Source organism: Pseudomonas sp. P135, from assembly GCF_020312125.1.
Lineage (GTDB): Bacteria > Pseudomonadota > Gammaproteobacteria > Pseudomonadales > Pseudomonadaceae > Aquipseudomonas > Aquipseudomonas fragariae.
The window spans coordinates 277,412-293,324 of the sequence record NZ_JAGPYR010000001.1 but is presented as its reverse complement, the minus strand read 5'-3'; the positions used below and the strand labels follow the sequence as shown (position 1 = coordinate 293,324).

General features: G+C 59.9%; 15 protein-coding genes. 13 read left to right on the top strand and 2 right to left on the bottom strand.

Annotated features, from left to right (window positions below; genetic code table 11):
* Positions 1 to 9: 9 nt before the first annotated feature.
* Complete coding sequence (murB, locus tag KBY08_RS01200) at positions 10 to 1,029, top strand: UDP-N-acetylmuramate dehydrogenase (protein WP_024642747.1); 1,020 nt, start codon at positions 10 to 12, stop codon at positions 1,027 to 1,029.
* A gap of 154 nt (positions 1,030 to 1,183) precedes the next feature.
* On the opposite strand, the gene rne is transcribed toward murB, so the two are convergent.
* Positions 1,184 to 4,489: a ribonuclease E gene (gene rne, locus KBY08_RS01195; protein ID WP_177410910.1), complete on the bottom strand. Its 3,306-nt coding sequence runs from the start codon at positions 4,487 to 4,489 to the stop codon at positions 1,184 to 1,186.
* Between the two features lie 726 nt (positions 4,490 to 5,215).
* Between rne and rluC the strand changes: the two genes are divergently transcribed.
* The 3 genes from rluC to sppA are packed head-to-tail and all read left to right on the top strand — an operon-like array spanning position 5,216 to position 7,847.
* On the top strand, positions 5,216 to 6,172 hold the full coding sequence (gene rluC, locus KBY08_RS01190) for a 23S rRNA pseudouridine(955/2504/2580) synthase RluC (RefSeq protein WP_003317474.1): 957 nt from the start codon (positions 5,216 to 5,218) through the stop codon (positions 6,170 to 6,172).
* Complete coding sequence (locus KBY08_RS01185; RefSeq protein WP_024661286.1) at positions 6,162 to 6,824, top strand: HAD-IA family hydrolase; 663 nt, start codon at positions 6,162 to 6,164, stop codon at positions 6,822 to 6,824. The genes rluC and KBY08_RS01185 overlap by 11 nt, the downstream gene beginning before the upstream one ends.
* A 24-nt stretch (positions 6,825 to 6,848) precedes the next feature.
* On the top strand, positions 6,849 to 7,847 hold the full coding sequence (gene sppA / locus KBY08_RS01180; RefSeq protein WP_011267147.1) for a signal peptide peptidase SppA: 999 nt from the start codon (positions 6,849 to 6,851) through the stop codon (positions 7,845 to 7,847).
* A gap of 55 nt (positions 7,848 to 7,902) precedes the next feature.
* On the opposite strand, the gene KBY08_RS01175 is transcribed toward sppA, so the two are convergent.
* A complete protein-coding gene (locus KBY08_RS01175) occupies positions 7,903 to 8,481 on the bottom strand; it encodes a Maf family protein (protein ID WP_024661285.1) in 579 nt (192 codons plus the stop codon).
* A gap of 106 nt (positions 8,482 to 8,587) precedes the next feature.
* Between KBY08_RS01175 and KBY08_RS01170 the strand changes: the two genes are divergently transcribed.
* From KBY08_RS01170 to mltG, 9 genes are all read left to right on the top strand, one after another.
* Positions 8,588 to 9,115: a YceD family protein gene (locus KBY08_RS01170; protein ID WP_003390869.1), complete on the top strand. Its 528-nt coding sequence runs from the start codon at positions 8,588 to 8,590 to the stop codon at positions 9,113 to 9,115.
* A gap of 13 nt (positions 9,116 to 9,128) precedes the next feature.
* A complete protein-coding gene (gene rpmF, locus KBY08_RS01165; RefSeq protein WP_002552688.1) occupies positions 9,129 to 9,311 on the top strand; it encodes a 50S ribosomal protein L32 in 183 nt (60 codons plus the stop codon).
* A 4-nt stretch (positions 9,312 to 9,315) separates the two neighbouring features.
* Entirely contained in the window at positions 9,316 to 10,338 is a 1,023-nt protein-coding gene (gene plsX / locus KBY08_RS01160; RefSeq protein ID WP_024643102.1) for a phosphate acyltransferase PlsX, read from the top strand.
* Between the two features lie 116 nt (positions 10,339 to 10,454).
* Positions 10,455 to 11,393, top strand: coding sequence for an ACP S-malonyltransferase (gene fabD, locus KBY08_RS01155; protein WP_225651074.1), 939 nt, complete (start codon positions 10,455 to 10,457; stop codon positions 11,391 to 11,393).
* Between the two features lie 15 nt (positions 11,394 to 11,408).
* Positions 11,409 to 12,152 (top strand): 3-oxoacyl-ACP reductase FabG, encoded by a 744-nt coding sequence (fabG, locus tag KBY08_RS01150; RefSeq protein WP_003318510.1) that lies wholly within the window; start codon positions 11,409 to 11,411, stop codon positions 12,150 to 12,152.
* Between the two features lie 193 nt (positions 12,153 to 12,345).
* Positions 12,346 to 12,588, top strand: coding sequence for an acyl carrier protein (acpP, locus tag KBY08_RS01145; RefSeq protein ID WP_004408315.1), 243 nt, complete (start codon positions 12,346 to 12,348; stop codon positions 12,586 to 12,588).
* A 114-nt stretch (positions 12,589 to 12,702) separates the two neighbouring features.
* On the top strand, positions 12,703 to 13,947 hold the full coding sequence (gene fabF, locus KBY08_RS01140) for a beta-ketoacyl-ACP synthase II (RefSeq protein ID WP_004408311.1): 1,245 nt from the start codon (positions 12,703 to 12,705) through the stop codon (positions 13,945 to 13,947).
* Positions 13,947 to 14,762 (top strand): aminodeoxychorismate lyase, encoded by an 816-nt coding sequence (gene pabC, locus KBY08_RS01135; RefSeq protein ID WP_096103660.1) that lies wholly within the window; start codon positions 13,947 to 13,949, stop codon positions 14,760 to 14,762. Before fabF ends, pabC begins: the two co-directional genes overlap by 1 nt.
* 2 nt (positions 14,763 to 14,764) lie before the next feature.
* Positions 14,765 to 15,898 carry an endolytic transglycosylase MltG gene (mltG, locus tag KBY08_RS01130; RefSeq protein ID WP_024639325.1) on the top strand — a complete coding sequence of 378 codons (1,134 nt, stop codon included), beginning with the start codon at positions 14,765 to 14,767 and terminating at the stop codon, positions 15,896 to 15,898.
* Positions 15,899 to 15,913: the final 15 nt, after the last annotated feature.

The following is a 15,913-nucleotide window of genomic DNA, read 5'->3' as shown; positions in this document are numbered from 1 at the left end:
GGCGAGGGCATGAGCTTGCAGGTGCAATCAGCGATTTCCCTCAAGCCGTTCAATACGTTCGGTGTGGATGTTCAGGCCCGGTTGTTTGCCGAAGCGCACAGCGATGATGATGTTCGCGAGGCGCTGGCCTACTCGGCCAGGCATGACGTGCCGCTGCTGGTGATTGGTGGTGGCAGCAACCTGCTGCTCAGCGCTGACGTGCAGTCATTGGTGGTGCGCATGGCCAGCCGCGGCATTCGCATCGTGCACGAGGACTGTCTCGAGTCGATTGTCGAGGCAGAAGCTGGCGAGCCCTGGCATCCGTTCGTGCAGTCCTGTCTGGAGCTGGGGCTGGCGGGGCTGGAAAACCTCAGTCTGATCCCAGGCACCGTTGGCGCGGCACCCATGCAGAACATCGGTGCTTATGGCGTCGAGATCAAGGATGTCTTCCATAGCCTGACTGCGCTGGATCGTGAAACCGGCGAATTGCGCGAGTTTTCTCTGCAGGACTGTGCGTTCGGCTACCGCGACAGCGTGTTCAAGCATCAGGTCGCGCGCTGGTTGATCCTGCGTGTGCGTTTCAAGCTCAGTCGCGTAGCTCGCCTGCACCTCGAATATGGCCCGGTTCGTCAGCGTCTCGACGAGCAGGGTATCGATCGGCCGACGCCGTTCGATGTCAGCCGTGCGATCTGCGCCATTCGCAGTGAAAAGCTGCCTGACCCAGCAATGCTGGGCAATGCCGGCAGTTTCTTCAAAAACCCGATTATCACTGCCGAACTGTACGCAACGATCAAACAGCAGCACCCAGGCGTCGTCGGCTACCCGCAGGACGATGGTCGAGTGAAGCTGGCGGCCGGGTGGCTGATCGAGCAGGCAGGCTGGAAGGGCTATCGCGATGGTGACGCCGGCGTGCACAAGCTCCAGTCGCTGGTGCTGGTCAACTATGGGCAAGCCAGTGGCTTGCAGCTACTAAGTCTGGCGCGCCGTATACAGACCGACATCGCTGAACGTTTTGGTGTCGAGCTGGAAATGGAGCCGAACCTCTACTGATAGCCTGGGGATGGTCTCTTGTGAGAGGGAGCTCGCTCGCGAAGAGATCAGATCAAGCGCCGCGTATTGAAGATGAGCGTGGTGCAAGCCTCAATCAACGGACATGAAAAAGCCCCGCCTGTTTGCACAGGCGGGGCTTTTTCATGGGCCGGGGTTAGACGAGGGGTTTAGGCTCGTTTTCTTTCTCGGCTTCATGTTGCGGTTTAACTGCTGGTTGCTCAGTTGCCGCTTCTTCGGTCTTTTCCTCGGCTGCCGGTGAAGGCTGGGCCGATTCTGCTTCAGCGGCAGCAGGCGCCGCCTCGACGACTGGAGCGCTGGCAGCAGCGGCTTCCTGTTGACGACGTGCTTCTTCTTCACGCTTGCGGCGACGAACTTCACGAGGATCGTTCGGTGCGCGGCCCGTGCTGCTGACCACTGGTGCAGGCGCTGCTTCTACCGCCGCAGGTGCCTGCTCTTGTGGGGCCGGAGCCTGTTCTTCAACGACCGGCTGAGGCGCGACGTAAGGAACAGGCTCCTCTTTCAGCGCTACCGGCTCGACGACAGCAGCAGGTGCAGGCGTTGGCAGTTCGGATGATTCAGTGGCTGGCACTTCCTCATGAGCCGCTGCTTCGACCGGCGCCTGTGGTGCTGGCTCTGGCGTCGGCTTGAACGGCACTACGCGTTCTGCGTGAGGTGCTTCGAACAGTTCGGACTGTGCAGCAATCGCAGGTGCTTCGACCGCTGCCGGCTGAACTTCAACCTCTGGAGCAGGCTGTGCTACAGGAGCATCGTCTGCCACAGGGGCTTCAACGGCCGGTGCTTCGACAGTCGGCTCGGCAACGGTCGGTGCTGTTTCGGCAACCGGTGCTTCGGTGGCTGGCGTTTCAGTCACAGGCGCTTCGGTCGCAGATGCTTCGGCAGCAGTTGCCTGATGCGCAGGCTCGGCGTCTGCAGCGGCTGGGTTGCTGTTGGCACGTTCGGCCTGCTGATGCGCGTCGGCTTCGGCAGGCGCGCTGATCACGCTGCTGGCCGCGGAAGCTGCGGCGGTGAAGCCCAGACCCGCCGACAGATCGGTGGCGCTGCCTTCTTCTTCGTTGCCGTTCTCTTCGGAGCCTTCGATCACGTTGCCATTGGCATCGCGCTGACGCTCGCGACGATTGCTGCGACGACGCTGGCCACGCGAGCGGCGGCGAGGGCGGTCGCCTTCGCTACCGTCGTTGCCTTCCTGGTTCTCGTCGTTGGTCTGCTCTTCGTTGAGCAGCACTTCCTCTTCTTCGCTCACGGCAGCCGCGGCCTGTTCGGCGCGTGGTTGACGTTCTTCACGAGGCGCGCGCGGCTGGCGCTCTTCGCGTGGTGCGCGTTCAGGACGCTCCTCGCGAGCGAGGTTCACTGCCGGGGCTGCATCCAGAGGCTCGCGCAGTTCGCGAACCGGGCGATCTTCACGCGCTTCACGTGGCTTGCGCTCGCGGGTGGTACGGGCTGGACGCTCTTCGCGCGGTGCCGACTCTTCGCGGGCTTCACGCGGTTCGCGAACGGTGCGCTCTTCACGAGGTGCACGTTCCTCACGCGGCGCACGCTCTTCGCGAGGTGCGCGCTCTGCACGTTCTTCGCGGGGGGCGCGTTCTTCACGAGGCTTGCGCTCTTCGTCGCGGCGATTGTTGCGGCCACGGCTCTGCTGGCGGCCGTTGCGGCGTTCTTCGTTGCGGGCTGGACGCTGTTCTGCAACAGGTTTCTCGACCACGACCGGAGCAACAGGCTCTTCCTTGGTCGCGAACAGGCTGACCAGGGATTTCACCAGACCCTTGAACAGGCTTGGCTCGTGAGCGGCGGGTGCCGGTGCAGGCGTTGGTGCAGGGGCTGCGGCTTCTACCGGGACCGGAGCATTGGCACGAGCCGGGGCAGTCTTGACGGCTGCTTCCTGACGAACCAGGGTGCGGGTTGCGGCGGCCAGCGGGGCAATTTCTTCCACTTCGGCAGCGGCAGCAGCGATTTCGTAGCTGGTCTGGCTGCTGTGCGCTTCAGGGCTGTCATCACGCAGACGCTGAACTTCGAAGTGCGGCGTTTCCAGCTGATCGTTCGGCAGAATGATGATGCGGGCACGGGTGCGCAGTTCGATCTTGGTGATCGAGTTGCGTTTTTCGTTGAGCAGGAAGGCCGCGACCGGGATCGGCACCTGAGCGCGCACTTCGGCAGTGCGGTCTTTCAGGGCTTCTTCTTCGATCAGGCGCAGGATGGCCAGCGACAGCGATTCAACATCACGGATGATGCCGGTGCCGTTGCAGCGAGGGCAGACGATGCCGCTGCTTTCGCCCAGCGATGGACGCAGGCGCTGACGGGACATTTCCAGCAGGCCGAAGCGCGAAATACGACCGATCTGCACGCGGGCACGGTCGGCTTCCAGGCTTTCGCGGACTTTCTCTTCCACGGCGCGCTGGTTCTTGGCCGGCGTCATGTCGATGAAGTCGATGACGATCAGGCCGCCGATGTCACGCAGACGCAGTTGACGGGCGATTTCCTCAGCCGCTTCAAGGTTGGTCTGCAGGGCGGTTTCTTCGATGTCGCTGCCTTTGGTGGCGCGCGCCGAGTTGATGTCGATGGACACCAGGGCTTCGGTCGGATCGATGACGATGGAGCCGCCGGAAGGCAGTTCGACAACGCGCTGGAAGGCGGTTTCGATCTGGCTTTCGATCTGGAAGCGGTTGAACAGCGGGACGCTGTCTTCGTAAAGCTTGATCTTGCTGGCGTACTGCGGCATCACCTGACGGATGAAGGTCAGTGCTTCTTCCTGGGCTTCGATGCTGTCGATCAGGACTTCACCGATATCCTGACGCAGGTAGTCACGGATGGCGCGGATGATGACGTTGCTTTCCTGGTAGATAAGGAAAGGGGCGGAGCGATCGAGGGACGCTTCCTTGATGGCGGTCCACAGTTGCAGCAGGTAATCGAGGTCCCACTGCATTTCTTCGCTGCTGCGGCCCAGGCCTGCAGTACGAACGATCAGACCCATGTCGGCTGGCGCGATCAGGCCATTGAGGGCTTCACGCAGTTCGTTGCGCTCTTCACCTTCGATACGACGCGAGATGCCGCCGGCACGAGGGTTGTTGGGCATCAGAACCAGGTAGCGGCCGGCAAGGCTGATGAAGGTGGTCAGGGCTGCGCCCTTGTTGCCACGTTCTTCTTTCTCGACCTGAACGATGACTTCCTGGCCTTCGCTCAGGACGTCCTTGATGTTGACGCGGCCTTCAGGGGCTTTCTTGAAGTACTCGCGGGAGATTTCCTTGAGGGGCAGAAAGCCGTGGCGCTCAGAGCCGAAATCGACAAAGGCAGCCTCAAGGCTGGGTTCGATGCGAGTGATTCGGCCTTTATAGATGTTGGCCTTCTTCTGCTCGCGTGCACCTGACTCGATGTCCAGGTCGTAGAGGCGCTGGCCGTCTACCAGTGCAACACGCAACTCTTCGGGTTGAGTTGCGTTAATCAGCATTCTTTTCATGTAGTACCGTCGGTTTCCGGGCTGCCGGAAACGGCGTTCGGCACACACGACTTCTCACGGTCGGTGTCAGGGCACGTCAGGAGTGGTTGGACACTCCAGTGTCTAGCGAGGTCCTCGCCCAGAGGGGGCGGAGGGTCGCGACGACGTTTCCTGCTTGCTGTGGTGGCATAAGACACCCCTTTCAGCAAAAGCTTTGTCAGGAGGAGGAATCGACCATCGGTAGCGGACGAGATGAAGCGTCTAGAACAAGCCTTGTGCTACACAGTCCGATGGTTGTGCGTCTCCACCCTACACGTATCCCTGATAATTCGGGTGCTGCCGCGCGCAGAATCCGCAGCGGGTTGGCATTTACCGCGACCTTCGATAGGGAAGGTCGCGCATCATGGCTTGAGGCGTTGTTCCCGAAGCATTCGCTCGTAGCGTCTGAAAGCGACTGCACTTTGTGAACTGGCCATGAACTGTCCGCACTGGCCGCGAGCTGTCTGCTCTGCTGTCAGGCGTGTTTCCGGCCTCATGTCACCTGCGCTTGTTACGTTTTCAGCGTGCTCCGTTGTCACCGAACACTGCGTAGGACGGCCTCCCGTCCTTGTGAATTGCGTTGGTCAGGGCCGGTTGTCAACCGTTGGTCCGCTGTCCGGCCGCTTTTGGCGGCGTTCGCGACTATAGCAGCAATCATTAAGTGCTTCAAATCCATAAAAAATTGTTATCATTTGCGGCATGACGAATATTGCCCCTCCAACCCCCGGCGTCCAGCTGGTTGAGGTTGCCCCGGAACTTGCCGGTCAACGCATCGATAACTTTCTGATCACTTATCTCAAGGGTGTGCCCAAAACCTTGATTTACCGCATTTTGCGCAAAGGCGAAGTGCGTGTGAACAAGGGGCGGATCAAGCCGGAGTACAAGTTGCAGGCAGGCGATATCGTGCGCATTCCTCCTGTGCGCGTGCCTGAGCGCGACGAGCCTGTGCCGGTCGCGCAGGCGCTTTTGCAGCGTCTCGAAGCTGCGATCGTCTACGAAGACAAGGCGCTTATCGTGCTCAACAAGCCGGCAGGTATCGCCGTGCATGGCGGCAGCGGCCTGAGCTTTGGCGTGATCGAAGCGTTCCGCCAGTTGCGCCCGGATGCCAAGGAGCTCGAGCTGGTGCACCGTCTCGATCGCGACACGTCCGGTCTGCTGATGATCGCCAAGAAACGCAGCATGCTGCGTCATCTGCACGAAGCCCTGCGCGGCGACGGCGTCGACAAGCGCTACATGGCGCTGGTCCGCGGTAACTGGGCAACGGCGTTGAAGCAGGTGCGTGCGCCGCTGATGAAAAGCAACCTGCGCTCCGGCGAGCGCATGGTCGAAGTGAACGAAGAGGGCAAGGAAGCCCTGACGATTTTCAAGGTGCTGCGTCGTTTCGGCGACTTTGCCACCATGGTCGAAGCCAAGCCGGTCACCGGGCGGACTCACCAGATCCGTGTGCACACCTTGCATGCGGGGCATGCCATAGCAGGTGACACCAAGTACGGTGACGAGAATTTCAGTCGCGAAATTCGCGATCTGGGCGGCAAGCGTCTGTTTCTGCACGCTTACATGCTGACGGTGCCGATGCCCGATGGCAGCAAACTTAATGTGCAGGCGCCTGTCGATGACATGTGGGCCAAAACAGTGGAGCGTCTGAGTGCGCCGTGATTACGATCTGTTGATTTTCGACTGGGACGGCACACTGGCCGACTCGGTCGGGCGCATCATCCTGTCGATGCGCACGGCGGCCATCGAGACCGATCTTGAAGTGCGCGACGATACGGCGATCAAGGGGATTATCGGCCTGGGGTTGCCCGAGGCGATTCGAACCTTGTATCCGCAGATCAGTGGCAATCAGCTGATCGAATTTCGGCAGCACTACGCGGACAGTTACATGGCAATGGATAACGTGCCTTCGCCGCTGTTCGAGGGTGTGGTGGAGTCGATGCAGGCGTTTCGCGAGGACGGCTATCGTCTGGCGGTCGCTACCGGCAAGGCGCGTCGCGGGCTCGATCGGGTGCTGAAGGCCAATGGCTGGCTGGATTACTTCGATGCTACCCGCGCGGCCGACGAGACCGCCAGCAAGCCTGATCCGCTGATGTTGAACGAGATCATGGCGCACTGCGGGGTTACGCCGCAGCGTTCGCTGATGATCGGCGATGCTTCGTTCGATCTGCTGATGGCTCGCAACGCGGGTATGGATTCGGTTGCGGTGGGTTATGGCGCTCAGCCGCTGGAGTCGCTGCGCCAGTTCGAGCCGCGGCTGGCTATCGAGCATTTTTCCGAGCTGCGCACCTGGTTGAACGGGCGCAGCGTCTAGTTTTCGGGTTGGAGTGATTGGAACATGTCTGACGAATGGAAGGCACCCGTTTCGCAAAGCGCGGACGAGGGCATCAATGGCAGGGAAGAGGCTAAAAGCTGGAAGCTTCTTGAAAAGACGCTGCTGGCCAGTGTTCAGGAACAGCGCCGCGCGCGTCGCTGGGGGATCTTTTTCAAGCTGCTGACGTTCGCGTTCCTGTTTGTTGCAGTGATCGTTCCGATGCTGGATTTCGAGGGCGGCACTTCGCGCCGTTCCAGCCACACTGCGCTGATCGATGTGCAGGGCGTGATTGCCGACAAGGAGGCGGCCAGTGCCGAGAACATCGTCACTGCGCTGCAGAAGGCCTTCGAGGATGAAAAGACCAAGGGTGTGATTCTGCGTATCAACAGCCCGGGCGGCAGTCCTGTGCAGTCGGGCTATGTCTACGACGAAATCCGTCGCCTGCGCGCGGCGAAGCCGGACATCAAGGTGTATGCGGTCATTACCGATCTCGGTGCTTCGGGCGCTTATTACATCGCCAGCGCCGCTGACCAGATCTATGCCGATAAGGCCAGTCTGGTGGGGTCGATCGGTGTGACGGCAGCAGGTTTCGGCTTTGTCGGAGCCATGGACAAGCTCGGCGTTGATCGTCGTACCTATACCTCCGGCGAGCACAAGGCGTTCCTTGACCCGTTCCAGCCACAGAAGGCTGACGAAACGCAGTTCTGGCAGGGTGTGCTGGACACGACTCATCGCCAGTTCATTGCCAGTGTCAAACAGGGTCGTGGCGACCGCTTGAAGGACAAGGACCACCCAGAGCTGTTCTCCGGGCTGATCTGGACCGGCGAGCAGGCTGTTGCGCTCGGTCTGGTGGATGGGTTGGGCAGTGCGAGCTATGTCGCGCGGGATGTGATCAAGGAGAAGGACATCGTCGAGTACACCGTCGAAGAGTCGCCTTTTGATCGCTTTTCGAAAAAGCTGGGCACCAGCATCGCCGAGCGAATTGCCATGCTGGTCGGTTTCAACGGCCCAAGCCTGCGTTGATGGCTTGATGCAGATATAAAGAACCCGGCCACTGGCCGGGTTCTTTGTCTGAGTGTCAGGGTACGCTGACGCCTTCCTTTATTAGCATGTCCACCAGACGTATCAGGGGGAGACCGATCAGGCTGGTCGCGTCGCTGCCTTCGGTGCTGCGAAACAGGCTGACGCCAAGGCCTTCTGCCTTGAAGCTGCCCGCGCAGTCATAGGGCTGTTCGGCATGCAGGTAGCGTTCGATGCTGGCCCGGTCGAGTTCGCGCATGTGCACTGTAAAAGGCACGCAGTCGACCTGGCACTCGCCGGTCGAGCTGTTGAACAGGGCCAGGCCGGTCAGGAAGGTCACGCTTTTGCCGCTCGCCGCCGTCAGCTGTTCCAGTGCGCGTTCGAAGCTGTGCGGCTTGCCCAGGACCTGTTCGTCAAGGACGGCGACCTGGTCGGAGCCGATGATCAGGTGGTGATGATGCTCTGCAGTGAGTGCTTCGGCTTTCTCCCGGGCAAGGCGCTGTACGAGGTCGAATGCGGCCTCGTCCGGTCGCCGGCTTTCATCGATATCCGGAGACCTGCAGGTGAATGGCAGGCGCAGGCGGGCGAGCAGTTCGCGGCGGTATGAGGAGCTGGAAGCGAGGAGCAGGGATGGCATGCGGTTCTCCGTAGGCTGAGCGTTGATTCTAAAGAGTGGTCGGAGTGACGAACAGGCCTGAATTTCCTTTGACATGCCCGGGGGGCATCCCTAGAATGCTGCGCCTATGTTGAATGACCCGATTCCATCTCACGTTGACCCGCGCAAATTGTCCGATCGCGGCACTACCCTTCAGGGTGAAGTGCTGCTGGGCGATCTGAAGAGACTCTGCGACCCGCTTGCCGACACTGTCGGTACGGTGCAGGCGAAATTCGTTTTTGAGCGTGACGAACGCCGTTCTGTGGTTATCCACAGTTCGATAGACGTCCCGGTCAAGATGGTTTGCCAGCGTTGTCTTGAGCTGGTGACCCTGCCGATCCACAGCGAATGCAGTTACGTTGTGGTGAAGGAGGGTGCGAATACCCAGTCGTTACCGAAAGGTTATGACGTGCTGGAACTGGGCGAAGATCCTTTGGATCTGCTGGCATTGATCGAGGAGGAGCTATTGCTCGCCTTGCCCATTGTGCCTGCTCATCATCCTGAAGAATGCCAGCAACCGGCGGGTCTCGATGAGCCCGAACCGAGCGTGGACGAGGTAACGCGGTCCAACCCGTTCAGTGTATTGGCGCAGTTAAAGCGTGACCCAAACGTTTAGGAGTTAATCAATTATGGCTGTTCAGCAGAACAAAAAATCCCGCTCTGCCCGTGACATGCGTCGTTCGCACGACGCTCTTGAGGCAAGCACTCTGTCGGTAGAAAAGACCACTGGTGAAATTCACCTGCGTCACCACGTATCGCCAGAAGGCGTATACCGTGGTCGTAAAGTGATCGACAAGGGCGCTGACGAGTAATTTCTTGTCCGCTCCGATCATCGCGATCGACGCAATGGGCGGGGACTTCGGTCCCCGCAACATTGTTCAGGCAAGCCTCGCGTGCCTGACAGCTACTCCCTCGCTTCACCTGGCCCTTGTCGGCCAAGCCTCCCTTATTGAAGAACTCGTCTCTGCTCATGAAGCCGTGGATCGTTCGCGCCTGCGTGTCATTCATGCCAGTGAAGCGATTGCGATGGACGAGCGTCCGTCTCAGGCGTTGCGTGGCAAGCCTGACTCTTCCATGCGCGTTGCTCTCGAGCTGGTGGCCAGCGGTCAGGCCCAGGCATGTGTCAGTGCCGGCAATACCGGTGCGCTGATGGCGCTTTCGCGGTTTGTGCTCAAGACCTTGCCAGGGATCGACCGCCCGGCAATGATCGCAGCTATTCCTACTCGCTCGGGTCATTGCCAGTTGCTGGACCTGGGGGCGAACGTCGATTGCAGCGCCGAGGCGCTCTATCAGTTTGCGGTAATGGGCTCGGTGCTTGCCGAGATCCTTGGTGTCGCAACGCCCAGAGTGGCCTTGCTCAATGTGGGCACTGAAGACATCAAGGGCAATCAGCAGGTCAAGCGTGCTGCCGGTCTTTTACAGGCTGCCTCGGGGCTTAACTACATTGGCTATGTCGAAGGCGACGGGTTGTACAGGGGAGAGGCTGACGTGGTGGTGTGTGATGGTTTCGTCGGCAACGTGTTGCTCAAGTCGAGTGAGGGTCTGGCGACCATGATTGCGGCCAGAATCGAGACGCTGTTCCAGCGCAATCTGCTCAGCAGAGCGGTCGGCGCGCTGGCGTTGCCCTTGTTGAGGCGTTTGCAGACCGATCTGGCGCCCGCCCGTCATAATGGTGCGAGCCTGCTCGGATTGCAGGGGGTCGTGGTGAAAAGCCACGGTTCTGCAAGTGTTTCAGGTTTTCAGAGTGCGATTCAGCGAGCGGTCGTCGAATCCCGTGAAAACCTGCCACAGCGTTTGAAGGGGCGGCTTGAGACGATGTTTCAGGACGGCCGAACCTGAAAATGTGACGCATCAGACTGGTCAGTCATCCAACCGATCAGTCATGTACATTAGAATTCCCGCGTTCGGCCTGTCCGGACGCCCATTTTGGCGACAATAATTCAGAGGCTTGTCAAATGTCTGCATCCCTCGCATTCGTCTTTCCGGGTCAAGGATCGCAATCGCTCGGTATGCTCGCCGAGCAAGGCGCGCACCATCCGCTGATCCTCGACACTTTCGAGCAGGCTTCCGAAGCCCTCGGCTACGACCTGTGGGCATTGACTCAGAACGGTCCTGCCGAGCTGCTCAACCAGACCGACAAGACCCAGCCGGCCATTCTGACCGCATCCGTTGCCTTGTGGCACGTGTGGCTGGCCGAGGGCGGTGCGGTTCCTGCATTCGTCGCCGGTCACAGTCTGGGTGAATACAGCGCACTGGTAGCCGCGCAAAGCCTGAGCCTGACCGACGCCGTAAAGCTTGTCGAGCGTCGCGGCCAGTTGATGCAGGAAGCGGTGCCGGCGGGTCAGGGCGGCATGGCCGCCATTCTGGGTCTGGATGATGCCGACGTTATTGCAGCCTGCGCCGAAGCGGCACAGGGTGAAGTCGTCAGCGCGGTGAATTTCAACTCGCCGGGTCAGGTGGTGATCGCCGGTTCCGCCGAGGCCGTCAAGCGTGCCATGGAGCTGTGCAAGGCCCGTGGCGCCAAGCGCGCCTTGCCATTGCCGGTCAGCGTGCCATCGCACTGCGAACTGATGCGCCCGGCCGCCGAGCGTTTCGCCGAGGCCGTTGAAGCCATCGAATGGCAAGCGCCGGAAATTGCGCTGGTACAGAACGTCAGCGCCAGTGCCGTCAGTGATCTGGCGACGCTCAAGCGTGATTTGCTGGAGCAGTTGTACAAGCCGGTGCGTTGGGTCGAGTCCATTCAATGCCTGGCGAGCCGCGGTGCGACCCAGCTCGTGGAATGCGGTCCGGGCAAAGTGCTGGCCGGTCTGAACAAACGTTGCGCCGACGGCGTGATGACCTACAACCTTGATACCCCGGACGCCTTTGCCGCCGCGCGCGCGGCACTGGCCTGATTAGGAGAAGCCTGCATGAGCCTTCAAGGTAAAGTGGCACTGGTAACCGGTGCAAGTCGCGGCATTGGCCAAGCCATTGCTCTGGAATTGGGACGCAACGGTGCTGTTGTCGTGGGTACCGCGACGTCAGAGTCCGGCGCCGAGCGCATAAGTGCGACGTTCAAGGAAAACGGCATCGAAGGCTTTGGCCTGATGCTGGATGTCTGCGATGCCGAGTCTGTGAATTCGGTTCTGTCCACCATTCAGGAGCGCGTCGGCGCACCGTTGATTCTGGTCAATAACGCCGGTATCACCCGTGATAACCTGATGATGCGCATGAAAGATGACGAATGGTATGACGTCGTCAACACCAATCTGAACAGCCTTTTCCGTCTTTCCAAGGGCGTTTTGCGTGGTATGACCAAGGCGCGTTGGGGGCGTATTATCAGCATTGGTTCGGTTGTGGGTGCCATGGGCAACGCCGGTCAAGTAAACTATGCTTCCGCGAAGGCCGGTCTGGAAGGCTTCAGTCGGGCTCTGGCCCGTGAAGTGGGCTCGCGGGCGGTCACCGTGAATTCGGTGGCACCGGGTTTTATCGATACCGACATGACGCGTGAGCTGCCTGAGGCTCAGCGTGAGTCACTGATTACCCAGATACCCCTGGGCCGTTTGGGGCAAGCCGAAGAGATTGCGCACGTAGTCGCTTTTCTTGCGTCCGAAGGCGCAGGCTACGTTACCGGGGCCACAATCCCTGTTAACGGCGGCATGTACATGAGCTAATGTGACGACCTGTTTCAAAAAAATGTCATACGAGCTGTCTAAAATCCGTTATAAAGCTGCAATCTATGAATGGGCAAAGGTACGGTTGGGCATAAAAGGGGAGAGCGTTAAGCTTGAAATTCGCAAAACCTCTTCTATACACTTACCCACTGGCCAGATGCCTGAACATTTCCACTAGGAGTTAAAACTAGGTATGAGCACCACATCCATCGAAGAGCGCGTCAAGAAAATCGTTGCAGAGCAACTTGGCGTCAAACAAGAAGAGGTTGTCAACACTGCTTCTTTCGTTGAGGACCTGGGCGCTGACTCCCTGGACACCGTCGAGCTGGTAATGGCTCTGGAAGAGGAATTCGAGACCGAAATCCCTGACGAAGAAGCGGAAAAGATCACTACCGTTCAAGCAGCAATCGACTACGTCACTAGCCATCAGGCTTAAGATTTGTAATCGCTGACTGCTGTCACGGGAAAACCGCACTGCTTTAACCGGCGTGCGGTTTTTTCTTTAAAAAACGCTGTGATTGTTCCGTAAACAAGAGAGAAGGAGAGTCCTGTGTCGCGTAGACGCGTCGTGGTCACCGGGATGGGCATGCTTTCGCCACTGGGCAATGACGTGCCCAGCAGTTGGCAAGGCATTCTGGCGGGCCGCAGTGGCATTGGCCTTATCGAGCACACGGACTTGTCAGCCTTCACCACCCGCTTCGGCGGCTCGGTCAAGGGTTTCAACGTCGAAGAGTACCTCGCGCCCAAAGAAGCGCGCCGCCTCGATCTCTTTATTCAGTATGGCCTCGCGGCCAGCTTTCAGGCCGTGCGTAATGCAGGCCTCGAAGTCACTGATGCAAACCGTGAGCGCATCGGCGTTGCCATGGGGTCGGGCATCGGTGGTCTGACCAATATCGAAAACAGCAGTCGTCTGCTGCACGAGCAGGGTCCGGGACGGATTTCGCCGTTCTTCGTTCCTGGCTCGATCATCAATATGATTTCCGGTTTCCTGTCGATCCACCTGGGCGCACAGGGACCCAACTACTCCATCGCGACGGCTTGCACGACTGCAACCCACTGCATCGGCATGGCGGCTCGCAACATCGCCTATGACGAAGCGGACGTGATGATCGCCGGTGGCGCTGAAATGGCCGCCTGTGGACTCGGTCTGGGCGGCTTCGGTGCAGCGCGTGCGCTGTCGACCCGCAACGACGACCCGACCCGCGCCAGTCGCCCCTGGGACAAGGGCCGTGATGGCTTCGTCCTGTCCGACGGTGCCGGTGCCATGGTGCTCGAAGAGCTCGAGCACGCCAAGGCGCGTGGCGCGACCATTTATGCAGAGCTGGTCGGGTTCGGCATGAGCGGCGACGCTTATCACATGACCTCGCCACCTGATGACGGCGCCGGTGCTGCACGCTGCATCGTCAATGCGTTGCGTGATGCCAGGGTCAATCCCGATCAGGTGCAGTACATCAACGCACACGGTACGTCGACGCCTGCAGGCGATCTGGCCGAAGCTTCTGCGATCAAGTCGGTATTCGGTGATCACGCCTACAAGCTGGCAGTCAGTTCGACCAAGTCGATGACCGGCCACCTGCTGGGCGCTGCCGGTGCTGTCGAAGCGATCTTCAGCGTCCTGGCAATGGTTGATCAGGTGGCTCCGCCGACCATCAACCTGGATGAGCCAAGCGAAGGCTGCGATCTGGACTTCGTACCTCACGAAGCGCGCCGCATGCCGATCGACGTCGTTCTGTCGAACTCCTTCGGCTTTGGTGGCACCAACGGCTCGCTGGTATTCCGTCGGTTCGCCGAGTAATGCCCGACTGGGTCGATGGCTGCCCCGCAGACGCCTTGTCCCTCAAGGACCGAGGGCTGGCCTACGGCGATGGACTGTTTGAAACCATCGTCGTCAAGGCCGGGCAGCCATTGCTTCTGGAGCGTCATCTGCAGCGTCTCGAAAGCGGCTGCGCGCGCTTGTCGATCGCAACCGATCACGCGCTGATCCGTGCTGAAATGACCCGCTTCGCTGCAGAGCTTGGTGATGGGGTCATGAAGCTCATCCTGACCCGTGGCGACAGCCAGCGCGGCTACGCTCCTGCCCCCAATGCCCAATCGCGTCGAATCCTGCAGGGCGGCCCTGCGCCAGCCTATCCGGGTGTGCATGCCGAGCAGGGCGTGCGCCTGTTTGCCTGCCAGACGCGTCTGGCGGAACAACCGCTTCTGGCCGGCCTCAAGCACCTCAATCGTCTGGAGCAGGTACTGGCCCGCTCCGAGTGGCGTGACAGCGAGCACGCCGAGGGCTTGATGCGTGACACGTCAGGACGACTGATAGAGGGTGTCTACAGCAACCTGTTTCTGGTCAGTCAGGGCCGTTTGCTGACTGCTGATCTCAGCCGCTGCGGGGTCGCAGGTGTGATGCGTGCCGAATTGCTGGATCAGGCACCAAAGCTGGGAGTGGCTGTCGATATCCGTGACCTGCACATGTCTGACCTTGAATCGGCAGACGAAGTGTTTCTATGCAACAGCGTGTACGGCGTCTGGCCGGTTTGCAGCTTTGCAGCGTTGAACTGGCCGGTCGGGCCGCTCACCCGTAAACTGCAAGGTATTGCTCGCACCCTTCTGGATATCTGATTTTGATCCGAAAAATATTGGTGTTGCTGGAAACAGCGGTTGTCCTGGCAGGTTTGCTGTTCGGCTTTGCGTTCTGGCAGCAGTACCAGGCGCTGAACCAACCGCTCGAGGTGGCTCAGGAACAACTGCTGGACGTTCCGGCCGGTTCGACGCCGACCGGCGTACTCAATCGATTGCAGGCCGATGGCGTAATCAAGGACGCTTTCTGGCTGCGTCTCTACTGGCGTTTCAACCTGTCCGGGCAGGCCCTGCACAGCGGTGAATACCGAATGGTGCCGGGGATGAACGTCAAAGGCCTGTTCGACGTCTGGAAGCGCAAGGAAGTCGTGCAATACAGCCTGACGCTGGTCGAAGGCTGGAATTTCCGCCAGGTGCGTGCTGCGCTGGCCAAACAGGCCAAGCTCGATCAAACGCTGGCAGGTCTGTCCGACAGTGAGCTGATGGCGAAAATAGGCCATCCCGATGTGTTCCCTGAAGGCCGTTTCTTTCCGGACACCTATCGCTACGTGCGCGGCATGACCGATGCCGAATTGCTCAAGCAGGCTTATAGCCGTCTGGAAGAAGTACTCGACGAGGAATGGAATGCGCGGTCGCCAGAGGCGCCCTATTCAAACCCTTACCAGGCGCTGATCATGGCGTCGCTGGTCGAGAAGGAGACTGGCGTACCTCAGGAGCGCGGCCAGATAGCCGGCGTGTTCGTGCGTCGCCTGAAGCTGGGCATGCAGTTGCAGACCGACCCGACCGTGATCTACGGCATGGGCGAGCGCTACAACGGCAAGTTGACCCGCGCCAACCTCAAGGAAGCCACGCCCTACAACACCTACGTGATCGCTGGCCTGCCGCCGACGCCCATTTCGCTGGTAGGGCGTGAAGCGATTCATGCTGCTCTTAACCCGGTGGACGGCAGCAGTCTGTATTTCGTGGCCAAGGGCGATGGCAGCCATGTGTTCTCGGACGATCTGGATGCCCATAACGCGGCCGTGCGTGATTATCAGCTCAAGCGCCGTGCGGATTATCGCTCCAGCCCGGCACCTGCCGCACCTGCCACACCGGCACCCGTAACTGACTCGCCCCCTTCTGAAAGCGTGCCTGCGGATACTCCGGATGCGCCGCAGTCCGAGCCGAATGCACAATGATGACGATTAAGGATG